Source organism: Streptococcus sp. C300 (assembly GCF_000187645.1).
Taxonomy (GTDB): domain Bacteria; phylum Bacillota; class Bacilli; order Lactobacillales; family Streptococcaceae; genus Streptococcus; species Streptococcus oralis_CQ.
In genome coordinates, this window is sequence record NZ_GL732467.1 from 13,961 (window position 1) to 30,170 (window position 16,210).

General features: G+C 40.1%; 14 protein-coding genes. 9 read left to right on the plus strand and 5 right to left on the minus strand.

Annotation, left to right across the window (positions count from 1 at the left end; all coding sequences use genetic code 11):
* Together addA and HMPREF0849_RS04895 are read left to right on the plus strand one after the other, a co-directional pair.
* A partial coding sequence (addA, locus tag HMPREF0849_RS04890) for a helicase-exonuclease AddAB subunit AddA (RefSeq protein WP_033605382.1) occupies window positions 1-2,426 on the plus strand: 2,426 nt, incomplete at its 5' end.
* Between the two features lie 17 nt (window positions 2,427-2,443).
* Complete coding sequence (locus HMPREF0849_RS04895) at window positions 2,444-3,622, plus strand: hypothetical protein (protein WP_000174748.1); 1,179 nt, start codon at window positions 2,444-2,446, stop codon at window positions 3,620-3,622.
* Window positions 3,623-3,655: 33 nt separating this feature from the next.
* Here HMPREF0849_RS04895 and HMPREF0849_RS04900 read toward each other — a convergent pair whose 3' ends face one another.
* The gene (locus tag HMPREF0849_RS04900) at window positions 3,656-4,012 is read right to left on the minus strand and encodes a type II toxin-antitoxin system PemK/MazF family toxin (RefSeq protein WP_000560801.1); all 357 of its coding nucleotides are present in this window, start codon (window positions 4,010-4,012) and stop codon (window positions 3,656-3,658) included.
* Window positions 3,996-4,211 (minus strand): type II toxin-antitoxin system PemI/MazE family antitoxin, encoded by a 216-nt coding sequence (gene mazE / locus HMPREF0849_RS04905; protein ID WP_001098942.1) that lies wholly within the window; start codon window positions 4,209-4,211, stop codon window positions 3,996-3,998. The genes HMPREF0849_RS04900 and mazE overlap by 17 nt, the downstream gene beginning before the upstream one ends.
* 215 nt (window positions 4,212-4,426) lie before the next feature.
* On the opposite strand from mazE, the gene ylqF reads away from it, so the two are divergent.
* The 7 genes from ylqF (at window position 4,427) to xerS (ending at window position 11,718) form a co-directional block, all read left to right on the plus strand.
* Window positions 4,427-5,278 carry a ribosome biogenesis GTPase YlqF gene (gene ylqF / locus HMPREF0849_RS04910; protein ID WP_000201310.1) on the plus strand — a complete coding sequence of 284 codons (852 nt, stop codon included), beginning with the start codon at window positions 4,427-4,429 and terminating at the stop codon, window positions 5,276-5,278.
* Window positions 5,265-6,044 carry a ribonuclease HII gene (locus HMPREF0849_RS04915; protein WP_000207513.1) on the plus strand — a complete coding sequence of 260 codons (780 nt, stop codon included), beginning with the start codon at window positions 5,265-5,267 and terminating at the stop codon, window positions 6,042-6,044. Before ylqF ends, HMPREF0849_RS04915 begins: the two co-directional genes overlap by 14 nt.
* A gap of 12 nt (window positions 6,045-6,056) precedes the next feature.
* Window positions 6,057-7,607, plus strand: coding sequence for a ClC family H(+)/Cl(-) exchange transporter (locus tag HMPREF0849_RS04920; RefSeq protein ID WP_000392580.1), 1,551 nt, complete (start codon window positions 6,057-6,059; stop codon window positions 7,605-7,607).
* A 51-nt stretch (window positions 7,608-7,658) separates the two neighbouring features.
* The gene (locus HMPREF0849_RS04925; protein ID WP_000827855.1) at window positions 7,659-8,399 is read left to right on the plus strand and encodes a CPBP family intramembrane glutamic endopeptidase; all 741 of its coding nucleotides are present in this window, start codon (window positions 7,659-7,661) and stop codon (window positions 8,397-8,399) included.
* A gap of 205 nt (window positions 8,400-8,604) precedes the next feature.
* Window positions 8,605-9,276 carry a hypothetical protein gene (locus HMPREF0849_RS04930; RefSeq protein WP_000512118.1) on the plus strand — a complete coding sequence of 224 codons (672 nt, stop codon included), beginning with the start codon at window positions 8,605-8,607 and terminating at the stop codon, window positions 9,274-9,276.
* Window positions 9,257-10,390 carry a helix-turn-helix domain-containing protein gene (locus tag HMPREF0849_RS04935; protein ID WP_000434809.1) on the plus strand — a complete coding sequence of 378 codons (1,134 nt, stop codon included), beginning with the start codon at window positions 9,257-9,259 and terminating at the stop codon, window positions 10,388-10,390. The genes HMPREF0849_RS04930 and HMPREF0849_RS04935 overlap by 20 nt, the downstream gene beginning before the upstream one ends.
* Before the next feature lie 257 nt (window positions 10,391-10,647).
* The gene (xerS, locus tag HMPREF0849_RS04940; RefSeq protein ID WP_000817856.1) at window positions 10,648-11,718 is read left to right on the plus strand and encodes a tyrosine recombinase XerS; all 1,071 of its coding nucleotides are present in this window, start codon (window positions 10,648-10,650) and stop codon (window positions 11,716-11,718) included.
* Window positions 11,719-11,798: 80 nt separating this feature from the next.
* Here xerS and HMPREF0849_RS04945 read toward each other — a convergent pair whose 3' ends face one another.
* The 3 genes from HMPREF0849_RS04945 to HMPREF0849_RS04955 form a co-directional block, all read right to left on the minus strand.
* A complete protein-coding gene (locus tag HMPREF0849_RS04945) occupies window positions 11,799-12,788 on the minus strand; it encodes a lipoate--protein ligase (protein ID WP_000874004.1) in 990 nt (329 codons plus the stop codon).
* A 196-nt stretch (window positions 12,789-12,984) separates the two neighbouring features.
* On the minus strand, window positions 12,985-14,688 hold the full coding sequence (gene lpdA / locus HMPREF0849_RS04950; RefSeq protein ID WP_001162881.1) for a dihydrolipoyl dehydrogenase: 1,704 nt from the start codon (window positions 14,686-14,688) through the stop codon (window positions 12,985-12,987).
* Between the two features lie 41 nt (window positions 14,689-14,729).
* On the minus strand, window positions 14,730-15,773 hold the full coding sequence (locus HMPREF0849_RS04955) for a dihydrolipoamide acetyltransferase (protein ID WP_000752712.1): 1,044 nt from the start codon (window positions 15,771-15,773) through the stop codon (window positions 14,730-14,732).
* Between the last annotated feature and the right edge of the window lie 437 nt (window positions 15,774-16,210).

The following is a 16,210-nucleotide window of genomic DNA, read 5'->3' on the forward strand; positions in this document are numbered from 1 at the left end:
AGGAGCGCTTCCATGAAGTCATGGTTGATGAGTATCAGGATACCAACCACATTCAAGAACGGATGCTGGAATTGCTGTCGAATGGTCACAATCGCTTTATGGTGGGAGATATCAAGCAGTCTATCTACCGTTTTCGCCAGGCAGATCCTCAGATTTTCAATGAAAAATTCCAACGCTATGCACAAAATCCTAAAGAAGGCAAGTTGATTCTCCTCAAGGAAAATTTCCGTAGCAGTTCAGAAGTGCTGTCAGCAACTAACGATGTATTTGAACGTCTCATGGACCAAGAGGTCGGCGAAATCAACTATAATAGCATGCACCAGCTTGTTTTTGCCAATACCAAACTGACTCCTAATCCAGACAACAAGGCAGAATTTCTCCTCTACGATAAGGACGACAGCGAACAAGAGGAGGAAGAGAGCCAAACAGATACGAAACTAACTGGTGAAATGCGCCTGGTCCTCAAGGAAATCCTGAAGCTTCATCAGGAAAAAGGTGTAGCCTTTAAGGAAATTGCCCTTTTGACTTCCAGTAGGAGTCGTAATGACCAGATTCTACTTGCCCTGTCTGAGTACGGAATTCCTGTTAAAACCGACGGCGAGCAAAATAATTACCTCCAATCCCTAGAAGTAAAAGTCATGCTGGACACCCTGCGCGTCATTCACAATCCCCTGCAAGACTATGCCTTGGTAGCTCTGATGAAGTCTCCTATGTTTAGTTTCGATGAGGACGAGTTGGCACGCTTGTCCCTTCAGAAAATAGAAGATAAGGCCCAAGAAAATCTCTATGAGAAACTGGTCAATGCTCAAAAACTGGCAACAAGTCAGAAAAACTTGATTTATACAGCTCTAGCTGAAAAACTCAATCAATTCATGGATATTTTGGATTCTTGGCGCTTGTATGCCAAAACCCACTCTCTCTATGACTTGATTTGGAAGATTTACAACGACCGTTTTTACTATGACTATGTTGGAGCCCTGCCAAACGGTCCAGCTAGACAGGCCAATCTCTATGCCCTAGCTCTACGAGCTGACCAGTTTGAAAAGAGTAATTTCAAGGGCTTGTCTCGTTTTATCCGTATGATTGACCAAGTCCTAGAAGCCCAGCACGATCTCGCAAGTGTAGCCGTCGCACCGCCTAAAGATGCTGTGGAACTCTTGACCATTCACAAGAGCAAAGGACTGGAGTTTCCTTATGTCTTTATCCTCAACATGGATCAGGACTTCAACAAGCAAGATTCGATGTCAGACGTCATTCTCAGCCGTCAAAATGGGCTTGGTGTCAAATACATTGCCAAGGTGGAAACAGGAGCAGTGGAAGCACACTATCCTAAAACCATCAAACTCTCCATTCCTAGCCTGACCTATACGCAGAATGAGAAAGAACTGCAACTGGCTAGCTATTCAGAGCAGATGCGTCTGCTGTATGTTGCCATGACAAGGGCTGAGAAAAAGCTCTATCTTGTTGGCAAGGGCTCTCGCGAAAAGCTAGAAGCCAAGGAATACCCAGCAGCAAACAATGGAAAATTAGATAGCAATACCAGACTGCAAGCAAGAAATTTCCAAGATTGGGTCTGGGCTATCAGTAAAGTATTTACCAAGGACAATCTCAACTTTAGCTATCGTTTTGTTGGTGAAGACCTGTTGACTAGAGAAGCTATTGGTCAATTGGAAAACAAGAGCCCTCTCCAAGATAGCTCTCAAGCAGACAATCGCCAGTCAGAAACTATCAAAGAAGCTTTGGAAATGCTGAAAGAGGTGGAAGTTTATAATACTCTTCACCGCGCAGCCATTGAACTACCAAGTGTTCAAACCCCAAGCCAAATCAAGAAATTCTACGAACCGGTTATGGATATGGAAGGGGTAGAAATTACTAACCAAACTCAATCATCGGAAAAGAAAATCAGCTTTGATTTACCAGATTTTTCAACTAAAGAAAAGGTAACTGGAGCTGAGATTGGTAGTGCAACCCACGAACTCATGCAAAGAATTGACCTCATTCAGCAACCAACACTTGCTAGCCTGACAGAAACTCTCAAACAAGTTCAGACTAGTCCAGCTGTTAGAGACAAGATCAATCTTTCTAAAATTCTTGCCTTCTTTGATACAGCACTTGGTCAGGAAATTCTCGCTAATACCAGCCATCTTTACCGCGAGCAACCTTTCTCCATGCTCAAAAAAGATCAAAAGAGTAAGGAAGATTTCGTTGTCCGTGGAATCTTGGATGGCTATCTGCTTTATGAGGATCGCATCGTTCTTTTCGACTACAAAACAGACCGTTACGATGAACCAAGTCAACTCATAGACCGCTATCGTGGTCAGTTAGCCTTATACGGAGAGGCTTTATCTAGAGCCTATTCGATTGAAAACATAGAAAAATACTTGATTTTGCTCGGCAAAGACGAGGTTCAAGTTGTAAAAGTATAACCTAGAAAGGAGACCTCATGACACTTCCAGTTAGAAAATCCCTGCACGATGCGGTTTTACAGGCTTCAAAAGCCGATACTTGGGATCAAGCTACCAAGGAATGGAATGAAGTTTCCTTGATTTTTAATGGCATTGGCCGTAGTAATTGTGTTTGCGGGAATGCCATAAAATACGCCTACGAACTCTTTAATGGTGTCACAGGCCAACGCCTCTTTCCAATCGGTAGTGACTGCGTCCGTCATTTTCATCGTATTATCCTCGATCAGCAACTGGAAGAGGAAGACAAGCTTCTCAGAAAACTTGAAAACCTAACCAGAAAGGCTCAGAAAAAGGAAAAAATCAAGGTCAATAAAAGCGACTTTGACGAACGACTTTTAAAATGGTTTTGGGAAAAAGGTGTTTTCAAAGCCAATCGTGGCAATCATTTTGCGCCTGAGAGAGACTATCAGCTCTTCCTAGAGGTCTTTCAAGGCGGAAGTTGGACCAAGGCAGAGCCAAAGAAGAAGGCTCGTATGGAAGAAGTGCTGGAAAAGTGTATCAAACCTTTTCTACTTGGTAAGACCGATGAACAACTCTACCTTGTCAAACTAGGCAAGGAGAAAATCGACTACGAGCAGCATCTACGGATTCAAGCAGAGAAAGAACGCAAGAAAAGAGATAAAATCGCCAAGCAATACGCTGACAACCTCATTCTTGCCATGGGACCTGCAGAACGAGCCTATCAAGATTACTTTGGCTTTACAGAAACCTTGACCCAAGAAGAACGAAAATGGGAAAAAATCCTCTTTGGAAAAAATAGAGACGAACGGGCTATCAAGGTTAAACAAAACCAAAAGGAGTTGGAAAAGGATCAGCGAATTGCAAATCAAGATCCTATTGAACGAAAGCAGAAGCAGACTTGGCTTCTTAATTCCTATTTTCGGGATTTGCCTGATGAAAAAGCTAGATTTTCTCGGCTTCTATTAGAATATCGAAAAAGTGGAGAAGTACTCTTTTCAGATGAATACTTATCTGAGCATCTCATCGATTTTTTCTACAAGATGAAAGCCTTTGAGTTTGAAATTGCACCAGAACAAGTCCGCGATTTTCTAAAAGAATGCCTTCAGGCAGAACATCTATCATCTGCACAAGAAAGTTGGACTAGAGGGATTCTCCTCAATTGTCTTCATCCGTTTTTAGATAGGTTACTCATATAGAAAAAATCCTACCTTGTCTATGCATGGTAGGATTTAAGTATCACCAAATATGTACTGGTAAAGTTGGACGACTTTCTGAAAACACTGCGTGTCCATTCTTGTTATTTTTTGAGCATTACGCATCCGAATATCAAAGGTATACAGTTGAAATGGATTGACAGCGCCATCTACCTTGTCCGACGAGACAGGAACGAGCAAGCCTTTTTCTGCCAAACGACGTTGGCCGTGAGTGATAGGACAGACAGCCACAAAACCAGTTTGCAAGGCATATTCTCTCCTAGAAACGACCAAGGCAGGTCGCCGTTTCTGGATTTCTCGACCGACTGATGGATCAAAGTCCAGCCAAATGATATCCTGCTTTTCAGGAATATAGTCAGATTTCGCTATCAAGTGACCTTACCCCTTCAAAATCATTTGTCATTCTCAAATCAGTAATCCCATCAAAAGGATCTTTCAGTTTTGGAGCTAAGACAATGACTCCGTCAATCCCTTTGTAGACAACCATTTCTTGACCTTCTGTCATCCCCAAATTTTTAGGAATAGTCACAGTGAGAGAATTCCCTACCTTCCGAGTCTTTACTGTATTCATCGCTCTACCTCCACGAATTAGTATACACTAAGTATATACCTGTTAGCAAAAAAAGTCAAGTAAATCGTGACTGGCATCAAGGATGTTTCGTACCTATACTATTTGTCATTTATTGTGGTCAAAGCCTGTGCAAAAGTTCCTCATTTATGATAGAATAGGTAGTAAGAAAGAAAACGTTTTTACTACGTTTTTTTTAGTCGGAAGGGGAAAATATTATGGCTACTATTCAATGGTTTCCGGGTCACATGTCTAAGGCTCGGCGGCAAGTTCAGGAGAATCTTAAGTTTGTTGATTTTGTGACGATTTTGGTGGATGCTCGGCTACCTTTATCTAGTCAAAATCCTATGTTAACCAAGATTGTGGGGGATAAACCTAAACTCTTGATTTTAAATAAGGCGGATCTTGCTGATCCTGCAATGACCAAAGAATGGCGTCAGTATTTTGAATCACAGGGAATCCAAACTCTGGCTATCAATTCCAAAGAGCAAGTGACTGTAAAAGTTGTTACTGATGCTGCTAAAAAGCTCATGGCTGATAAGATTGCACGCCAGAAAGAACGCGGTATTAAGATCGAAACCTTGCGGACTATGATTATCGGAATTCCAAATGCCGGCAAGTCAACTCTCATGAATCGTTTGGCAGGGAAAAAGATTGCGGTGGTCGGCAATAAACCAGGTGTTACTAAGGGGCAACAGTGGCTCAAAACCAACAAAGACCTGGAAATATTAGACACGCCAGGTATTCTATGGCCTAAATTTGAAGACGAAACCGTTGCTTTGAAACTAGCCTTGACTGGAGCTATCAAAGACCAGTTGCTTCCTATGGATGAGGTGACCATTTTTGGTCTCAATTATTTCAAAAAACATTATCCAGAAAAGCTAGCTGAACGCTTCAAACAAATGAAAATTGAAGAAGAAGCACCTGTTATCATCATGGATATGACCCGTGCCCTTGGTTTCCGAGACGACTACGACCGCTTTTACAGCCTCTTCGTCAAGGAAGTCCGTGATGGAAAGCTCGGTAACTATACCTTAGATACATTGGATGACATCGATGACGACGATTAAAGAAATCAAAGACCTTCTTGCCACTGTCAAAGAATTAGACAATCCCCTTTTTCTTGAACTGGAAAAGGATAGTCGCTCTGGAGTTCAAAAAGAAATTAACAAGCGTAAAAAAGCCATACAGGCTGAACTGGATGAGGACCTTCGTTTGGAATCCATGCTTTCCTATGAAAAAGAACTTTACAAGCAAGGAGTGGCCTTAATTGCAGGTGTTGATGAGGTCGGCCGTGGTCCTCTGGCTGGACCCGTAGTCGCTGCAGCTGTTATTTTACCTAAAAATTGTAAGATTAACGGCCTCAACGATAGTAAAAAAATCCCCAAAAAGAAACATCTGGAAATTTATCATGCTGTTCAAGACCAAGCCTTAGCAATCGGCATTGGAATCATGGATAATCAAGTCATTGACCAAGTCAATATCTATGAAGCAACCAAACTAGCCATGAAAGAAGCAATCTCCCAGCTCAGTCCGCAACCTGATCACCTCTTGATAGATGCCATGAAACTGGATTTGTCGATTTCCCAAACAGCAATCATCAAAGGAGATGCCAACTCCCTCTCAATCGCAGCTGCATCTATAGTGGCCAAGGTGACACGGGATGAATTGATGAAGGAATATGATCAGCAATATCCTGGATATGATTTTACAGCTAATGCAGGTTATGGAACAGCTAAACACCTAGAAGGACTGGAAAAACTAGGTGTCACCCCAATTCACCGAACCAGTTTTGAACCAGTCAAAACACTGGTTTCAATTAAGAAAGACAAGTAAGAGGAAATGATTATGGAGGAACAGTCAGAAACACTCAGTTCCAAGAAAGAATTTGCCTTTGCCTCAAGCACCATATTATCCCAAGTTGGACGAGGAATCATTGTTGGTCTCGTCGTCGGTCTAATCGTCGGATCCTTTCGTTTCTTAATCGAAAAGGGCTTCCACCTGCTACAAGGACTCTATCAAGATCAAGCGCACCTAGTGCGCAATCTTTTTATCATTGGCCTATTTTATGTATTCGTTTGCTGGCTTAGTGCGAAACTAACTCGGTCAGAAAAAGATATCAAGGGTTCAGGAATTCCTCAAGTCGAAGCCGAACTAAAGGGACTGATGACTCTTAACTGGTGGAGTGTCCTCTGGAAGAAATATGTATTAGGTATTCTTGCTATTGCCAGTGGCCTTATGCTAGGTCGAGAAGGGCCAAGTATTCAACTTGGAGCGGTCGGTGGTAAAGGCATTGCCAATTGGCTCAAATCCAGCCCAGTAGAGGAACGTTCCCTGATCGCCAGTGGAGCTGCTGCAGGTTTAGCCGCTGCCTTTAATGCACCGATTGCAGGTCTCCTCTTTGTTGTGGAGGAAGTCTATCACCATTTTTCACGATTTTTCTGGGTCTCAACTCTAGCAGCCAGTCTCGTAGCAAACTTTGTTTCTCTGCTCATATTTGGCTTAACACCCGTACTGGATATGCCAGACAACATTCCTCTCATGAACCTAGACCAGTATTGGATTTACCTCCTTATGGGAGTTTTTCTCGGACTTTCTGGTTTTTTCTATGAGAAAGCTGTACTCAATGTTGGTCGAGTTTATGAGTGGATTGGTCAAAAAATCCATTTGGATAAAGCTTATTATCCAATCCTAGCCTTTATCCTTATCATACCAGTCGGGATTTTCTTGCCACAAATCCTTGGTGGTGGAAATCAGCTTGTTCTTTCCCTAACTGAGCAAAATTTTAGTTTTCAAGTTCTATTAGCTTACTTTTTGATTCGCTTTGTTTGGAGCATGATTAGCTATGGAAGTGGCCTCCCAGGAGGAATCTTCCTACCAATTTTGGCGCTTGGTTCCTTACTTGGTGCCCTAGTTGGTGTCATTTGTGTCAATCTTGGACTTGTCAGTCAGGAGCAATTCCCTATATTTGTCATTCTGGGAATGAGTGGCTACTTTGGAGCAATATCTAAAGCTCCCTTAACCGCTATGATTCTGGTAACCGAAATGGTAGGTGACATTCGCAATCTCATGCCACTTGGATTGGTAACCCTAGTTGCCTATATCATCATGGATTTACTTAAAGGTGCGCCAGTCTATGAGGCCATGCTAGAAAAAATGCTACCAGAAGAAGCAACAGACGAGGGAGAAGTCACCCTCATAGAAATCCCTGTGTCTGACAAAATCGCTGGAAAACAGGTTCACGAGCTCAACTTGCCACATAACGTACTCATTACCACCCAAGTCCATAATGGCAAGAGCCAAACAGTTAACGGCTCAACTAGAATGTATCTGGGTGATATGATTCACCTGGTGATTCCAAAAAGTGAAATTGGAAAAGTCAAAGATTTGTTGTTATAAGTTCTGTTTACATAATTTATTTTACGTAAAATATCATTGAAAGGATTCTCTATGAAAAGAAATAAGGCAATTGCAGTATATTTGCTGGGCACTTTTAGCCAAATAATATCAGCTTGTCTCCTTTTCTTTCTCTTGAATCATTTTTCTGTTCATTCCAATCTATTAACTATTTTAGGAATCATTGTTGGTGGGATTTCCTCAGCTCTTTGGGGAATAATTGTTGCAAATCACTATTTTCATATTCCTTATAAGAAGATCGTTAACGATTTTTTTAACATTCATACCAGTTACAAACATTATTTATTATCTTTTTTCCTTATTGTCCTTGATTTTTCTTTTCTAATGTTTGGTGGGCAAATAGTAGAATTTAGCTGGTATCTCCCATTTTTGATGTTCTTCAAATTTATTGTCTTTGGCGGTATAGAAGAGATTGGATGGCGATATGTTTTTCAACCAATCTTACAAGAGAAGCTACCATATTTTTACTCAACAATCCTAACCTTTTTCAGCTGGGCAATTTGGCATCTGTTGTTCTTTTACATAGATGGTTCCCTAGCAACTCTGCAAATTCTACCGTTTTTATTTGGATTGCTGACGAATTCTTTCATACTCTCAGCTCTTTATAACAAAACAAAGAATCTCTGGATTTGCGTTATGACACATTCGATCATTAATGTCTTGTCTCAGCTAACCATAGACACTGATCGATCTGAAACCTACCTGCTTAAAATCTTCATCATCTTGGTATCCTGCTATATGGTAATACATAAAAAAGACGAGTATAGTCGCTAGCTGTTTTGTATGAAACAGTATTATTCTTTGGAAAAGCCTCTTGATTTAAAAGGACACCTTTACTTTGCACCAAAAAAGTAATGCGTAATTTTCCCGTCAGAAATTTTCTACCTACTATTCTTAGTATGTTTTGGTGTTGACATTTTTTTTAAAAAAAGGTAAACTATTAACATGACGTGAATAAAGTTAATAGTTAGGAGATAAGATGGGAATTTTAAGAACTCATTTAGAAGCAGAGTGTGACCCACGATTAGCCGGTGAATTAGCATACAGTATTAAGGAGGCCTATCGTTTTTTGTGGGAACTCATTGATACCACACCTGTATTGCGGCACCCAGAAATGCGAAAGACTTATGGGCATATCCGACAAGCATTAGTCGATGTAGCGCTGCGATTAGTTTTAGAAGATTCATCAATGAGAACAGATGTGCAAATGTTGTCTGCAGTGAATAATAAAGTGAACGGCTATACTTATACGATGATTGAAGCAAAAGGAGCCATTATTTCTCCAGTAAAAACCAGAAGTATAAAAACAATGCCGAAAAAAGCTCTTCACAGAAGTGTGGCTAGTGTGAAAAATAAACAATTTGATCTTTTTACAACCCAAGAGGATATCAATAAGCATTATGATGCTGATAACCCACCATTTCTCCTCTTAACATACGGCGGAAAGAATCATCACCTGCAATTTGTTCAGCTGGGTTTGCCAAATGTTGATACAGAGCAATGGATTGAGAAAGTAGATATTATGAATGCCCAGCGGATTGTTGCCTCGAAAGACCAAGAGCAGACCACTCAAAAGAAACTAGATTTGACTTTAACGGAGCTGTCAGAAGAGCTTCTTAGGAGAGAAGTAAATGGAACAAGGAATATTTAGTCCCTCTAAATTAACTAAGGCTAGAATAGCCAGAGGATTAACTAAAAAAGAATTGGCTGAACGAACAGGAATATCTAGACAAATGATTTCTAATTATGAATTAGGGAAAACACATCCAGGAGCAAGTAAGTTAATGACAATTGTTGCTGAACTAGATTTTCCATACGCCTATTTTACTTCTGAACCTAAAAGGTTTTACGAAGGGGCCACTTTTTTTCGTAGTCAATCTGCGGCTACTAAAAGAGCAAGGGATATGCAAGCTGTCAGGTTAGAATTTCAAAAGGAAATTTATGATTTGCTGTCTCAGTATGTTAATTTTCCTGAATTAACTCTACCTGACATTTTAACGAAAACTATTTACGATATTACTAATAACGATATTGAGGAAAAAGCTAAAGAATTAAGAGAACTATGGGGATTAGGTAAAGATATACCAATTTCTAATCTCACTGAGATTGCAGAAGTTAATGGTATTATTGTTGTTGAGTCCAATATGTCTGATGACAAATTGGATGCAGTGTCAGAATGGATTGAAGACAGACCGTATATCATGCTGACAGATAATGGAGAATCTGCTGTACGTCGTCGTTTTAATATTGCACACGAATTAGGTCATATTTTACTTCATGGAGATATTGAAAGTATTCACGACTATACCTCTCAGGAATTAAAGAATATTATTGAGAATCAGGCAAACTATTTTGCTTCTTGTTTATTGTTACCTGAGAATGGTTTTTTAAAATCTTTGTTATCTACTAATTTAGACTTTTATATTGAGTTAAAAAAATATTGGAAAGTTTCTATTCAATCAATGATTATGAGAACTTATCAGTTAGAGTTAATCAATGATGATCAAAAATTATATTTGTTTAGGAAAATTGGCTTTAATAAATGGAAGAAGCGTGAGCCTTTGGATGATGAATTGACTCCTGAGAAACCTAGTCTTTACCGTAAAGTATTTGACTTAATTATCAGTAATGATATTTTACAAAAAAATGAACTAATTTCTAACTTATCTCTGCCCAAAGATGAGTTAGAAAAATCATTAGATATTTCAATTAATGATAATTATCAATTGGCACAAAAAGGTCCTGTATTAAGAATAGTTAAATGAAAAGTCTCAATATTATTGAGACTTTTTTTGTAGTTATAGAGTATAGATGCAATATCTACATTTGAAGACATTTCAGTTCTCACTCTAATAATGTACATTTTAAGTGGAAGTTTTGATTTTTAAAAAATTCAGTTTTATAAAAAAGTTAGACTTCTGTTTTAAGTTTCTTGTTACATCTTTCCGAAAAACTATAATTTTCTTGAAAAATATATGAGTCTATGCTATACTACTAGTAGACTTAATTATGGAGAAAATACATGAAACGTGAGATTTTACTGGAACGAATCGACAAACTAAAACAAATCATGCCCTGGTATGTTCTGGAATACTACCAATCCAAGCTTGCTGTGCCCTACAGTTTTACAACCTTGTACGAATATCTCAAGGAATACGATCGATTTTTCAGCTGGGTTTTAGAGTCTGGAATTTCAAATGCTGATAAAATGTCTGATATTCCTTTATCTGTCTTGGAAAATATGTCTAAGAAAGATATGGAAGCTTTTATCCTATATCTACGTGAACGTCCATTGCTGAATGCTAATACAACCAAGCAAGGTGTATCTCAGACGACCATCAATCGGACCTTATCAGCACTTTCTAGTCTTTACAAGTATCTAACAGAGGAGGTTGAAAACGACCTGGGAGAACCCTATTTCTATCGTAATGTAATGAAGAAAGTTTCAACCAAGAAAAAGAAAGAAACACTTGCTGCTAGAGCTGAAAACATCAAGCAAAAACTCTTTCTAGGTGATGAAACAGAAGGTTTTCTAACTTATATCGATCAGGAGTACCCACAACAGCTCTCAAATCGCGCTCTCTCATCATTTAATAAGAACAAAGAACGTGATTTGGCCATTATTGCCCTTCTCCTAGCGTCTGGTGTCCGCTTATCTGAAGCTGTTAATCTAGATCTAAGAGACCTCAATCTCAAAATGATGGTGATCGATGTCACTCGAAAAGGGGGGAAACGTGATTCTGTCAATGTCGCTGCTTTTGCTAAGCCTTACCTAGAGAATTATCTAGCCATTCGAAATCAACGCTATAAGACGGAAAAGACAGATACAGCTCTCTTTTTGACCTTATATCGAGGCGTTCCCAATCGTATTGATGCTTCTAGTGTTGAAAAGATGGTTGCTAAGTACTCTGAGGACTTCAAAGTCCGTGTAACTCCACACAAGCTACGCCATACCCTGGCGACTAGGCTCTATGATGCTACTAAATCGCAAGTTTTGGTCAGCCATCAGCTAGGACATGCCAGTACACAAGTCACTGACCTCTATACCCATATCGTCAATGATGAACAAAAGAATGCCTTAGATAGTTTGTAAATATTACACGTTACATATTATAAATTATGTAAATTGTAGTTCAAAAAAGAAGCTGGTCATACAACCAACTTCTTTTCTTTTTATCCCACTACCGCTTCAGCAATTTCTTCACGACTAATACCAGCAAAGTAGCGTGTGATGTCAATGGTTTCTAGTGCCTTAAGAACATCTTCACGTTCATATTTTACGCCACGGAGGACATCTTCTACAGCTGCAACGTCTTCGATACCAAAGAAGTCTCCATAAATCTTGATATCTTGGATTTTTGATTCAATGACGTTGGAAAAAACTTCAACCTTACCACTGGTGAATTTTGTACCACGACGGACGTTAAATTCAGGAGATTTACCGTAGTTCCAGTCCCAAGTACCGAACTTGGTATCCTTGATACGATTGATTTCCGCTAATTCTTGCTCAGAAAAAACGTATTCAGTCATCTCTGGGTACTCTTTTTTCATGTATTCCAATAGCAAATCACGGAATTCTTCAACTGTGATTTTTTCTGGTAATTCATTGACAATATTGGTTACACGGGCACGGACGGATTTCACACCTTTCGATTCAAATTTATCTTTTGAAACCTTGAGGGCGTTAGCAAGGACTGATAAATCAACGTCAAATAACAAGCAACCGTGGTGCATGATACGCCCATTGATATAGGCTTGGGCATTGCCACAGAATTTTTTGCCATCAATCTCAAGGTCATTACGGCCTGTGAACTCAGCTTTAACACCTAGTTGAGCCAAGGTATTGATAACTGGAGTTGAGAAGCTCTTGAAGTCAAAGGCCTTGTTTTCATCTTCTTTTGAAATGATGGTGTAGTTGAGGTTGTTTAAATCGTGATAAACAGCTCCACCACCACTGATACGGCGGACTACCTCAATGCCATTTTCTCGAACATAATCACGGTTAATTTCTTCAATAGTATTCTGGTGACGACCAACAATGATAGAAGGTTTGTTAATCCAAAGTAGGAAGATTTGATCCTCATCTAGTAAGTGTTTAAAGGCATATTCTTCCAAGGCGATATTAAATGCAGTGTCGTTTGAATGATTGATAATATATTTCATAGTATTTCCCAAAAATTTAATTTTTAAATTCTGTTCATAGCAATCCAATTTTCTAAAGTGGTAAAAAGAAATGTAACGTGTTATTGTTACATTTCTCGGAAAAATTGAGACAAGAGGCTCAATTTTTAGGCATGGAACTCTAATAGAGGTCCATGCCGTCCGTACTACTTTAAGAAAATTTAGTTGAAAAACTTATTTATTTTTTCTTTGGTGAATGGATGGCCATTCCTAGAACATCTGCGAATGCTTCGTACATCACTTCAGAGTAGGTTGGGTGTCCGTGGATGGTCTTCAGCATTTCTTCAACAGTGATTTCCATTTCGATAATGCTTGACGCTTCGTTAATCAATTCTGCGGCTGCAGGACCAATGATGTGCACACCAAGGATTTCTCCGTATTTCTTATCAGCGATAACTTTTACGAAACCTTGGGCAGCATCAGATGCAATCGCACGACCGTTAGCTGCAAAGTTGAACTTACCAATGGCTACATCGTATTTCTCACGGGCTTGTTCTTCAGTCAACCCTACTGCTGCTACTTCAGGAAGAGTGTAAATGGCTGCAGGAGTCAAGTTCAGTTTGGCAACAGCATGGTTTCCTTTAAGGGCGTTTTCAGCAGCAACTTCACCCATGCGGAAGGCCGCGTGCGCCAACATCTTAGTACCATTGATATCACCTGGTGCGTAGATACCTGGAACAGAAGTTTCCATGTATTCGTTGACCTTGATACGTCCACGATCCAATTCAAACTCAACATCGCCAATACCTTCAAGGTCTGGCACACGACCAATTGAAAGGAGCGCTTTGCTTGCGATGATATCATCTTTTCCTTCAACCTTGATACGAAGTTGACCATTTTCCTCGATGATTTCTTGCAGTTTTGTACCTGTTAAGATGGTCATTCCTTTACGCTCAAGGATCAAGCGAAGGTTCTTAGAAACTTCCGCATCCATAGCTGGAACGATACGGTCCATCATTTCGATAACAGTTACTTTTGACCCAAATGTCATAAAGGCCTGACCGAGTTCGATACCGACAACTCCACCACCGATGATTACGAGGCTTTCTGGAACTTCGTTCATTTCAAGAATATCATCGCTGGTCATCACAAGTGGAGATTCCATACCAGGTACGTTGATCTTGCTGACTTTTGAACCACCAGCAAGGATGATTTTCTTGGTTTCAAGCAATTCCGAACCATTAACCAAGACATTCTTGTCTTTAGTGATGGTACCAATTCCTTTATGAACAGTAACTCCGTAGCTACGAAGAAGACCTGCAACTCCACCAACCAAAGTATTAACAACCTTAGACTTGGTTTCAAGGAGTTTGTCCATATCTACAGTGAAGTTTGGATTTTCGATGACGATACCACGGTTTGCTGCATGACCGATGTTTTCGATGATTTCAGCGTTGTGAAGGTAGGTCTTCGTTGGGATACATCCACGGTTCAAGCACGTTCCACCGAGTTCAGATTTTTCAACAAGGGCAACCTTACCACCGAGTTGGGCTGCTTTAATTGCTGCCACATATCCAGCAGGACCTCCACCAATCACAACGATATCAAAGGCATCATCGCTCTTACCGTCGTCGTTTGAGGCACTAGCTGCAGGTGCAGGTTTTGATTCTGGTGCAGCTGCTCCAGCAGTTGGGATGTTTTCCCCTTCTTCACCAAGGTAACCGATAACTTCAGTTACTGGAACAGTTTCACCATCTCCTTTAAGGATGGCAATCAAGTATCCATCTTCTTCGGCTTCCAATTCCATGCTGACTTTGTCAGTCATGATTTCCAAAAGGATTTCTCCTTCTTTTACAAATTCACCGACTTTTTTATTCCATTGGACGATTTGTCCTTCTGTCATATCCACGCCGGCTTTTGGCATAATTACTTCTAAGGCCATGTCTTACTTCCTTCTAAATCTCTAAAATAACAATAGCTGACTTAAACCAACATTGAGATTGGGTTCTCAATTAAGGCTTTCAAGTCTTTCATAAACTTAGCACCAGCCATACCATCTACAACACGGTGGTCAATAGTTAAACCAAGGCTCATGATAGGACGAATATCAACTTCGCCATTAACAACGACAGGTTTCTCTACTGTTGAGCTCACACCCAAGATAGCAGAGTTTGGCTGATTGATGATTGGCCCAAAGGACTGAACGCCAAACATTCCCAAGTTACTAATTGTGAAGGTTGAGTTTTGTAACTCACTTGGAGCCAATTTGCCATCCAAGGTACGACCAATGACATCCTTAAAGGCTACAACCAACTCTGACAAGCTCATTTTTTCAGCATTGTAAACAACTGGTGTCATCAATCCGTTATCCATCCCAACCGCCATCGCAAGGTTGACATAGTTATGAGTGATAATGGTCTTGCCGTCTTCTGTCAATGAAGCATTGATGTATGGGTGTTTCATCAATGTTTTCACAACAGCGAGTGAAAGAAGGTCTGTTACAGTAGTCTTCTTACCAGTCGCTTCCATAATTGGCTCAAGAACCTTCTTACGAAGAGCCAACATTTCTGACATATCGACATCGTAGTTGAGTGTGAAAGTTGGCGCAGTTAGGTAAGATTCAACCATACGTTGCGCGATAACCTTACGCATTGGTGTCATTGGAATACGCTCAATCTCACCATAAGGAGTGATATTGTCTGGAACTTCTTCCACTTTTTCGATTTGAGCAGGAGACTTGATGGTGTCGTTTTCGATATTTTCAGGAAGTAAGGCCAAAACGTCCTTCTTCATGATTTTACCACGGTGACCCGTTCCTTGGATTTCCTGCCAAGCAATGTTATGTTCGAGGGCAATTCGTTTTGCAAGTGGCGAAATGCGAACCACATTTGTGTCTTTATAAGTTTCCACGTCTTCTTTGTGGACACGACCGTTTGCACCTGAGCCAGAAACGTCGTAGAGGTTGATCCCTAGATCATCCGCTAACTTTCTAGCCGCAGGAGTCGCTCTTAGCTTGTCATCAGCCATGACCTCTCCAATTCTATACTAAGATATTAAGGACGAAGAGGGCAATGAAAAAATAGGAGATTGACCATGTGTTCGATGCACACAAGGAAATCTATCTTTTTTTCGAAGACCTCCGTCCGAATTCAATTACATGATGCAAAGGGCGTAAAAAGCGACCGAAAAATAGGAAATCGACGCTGGCTTCGATGAAGCCAAGGAGATTTATCTTTTTTCCGAGCTTTTAGCCCGTGTTCAACTCTACAAATAACTTGGACACGAAACGCGTCTCAAGTTACTACGGTTGCCGCTATTAGCCGGTCAACCTAGTAGACTTACTAAGTTTTTTGTCGAATATGATCGATTCGTCAAAAAACTGTCGCAACTTTATATACAACTTGGATACAAAACATAACTCAAGTTACTAAAGTTAAAAAAATTAAAACTTTACATAATTTGAC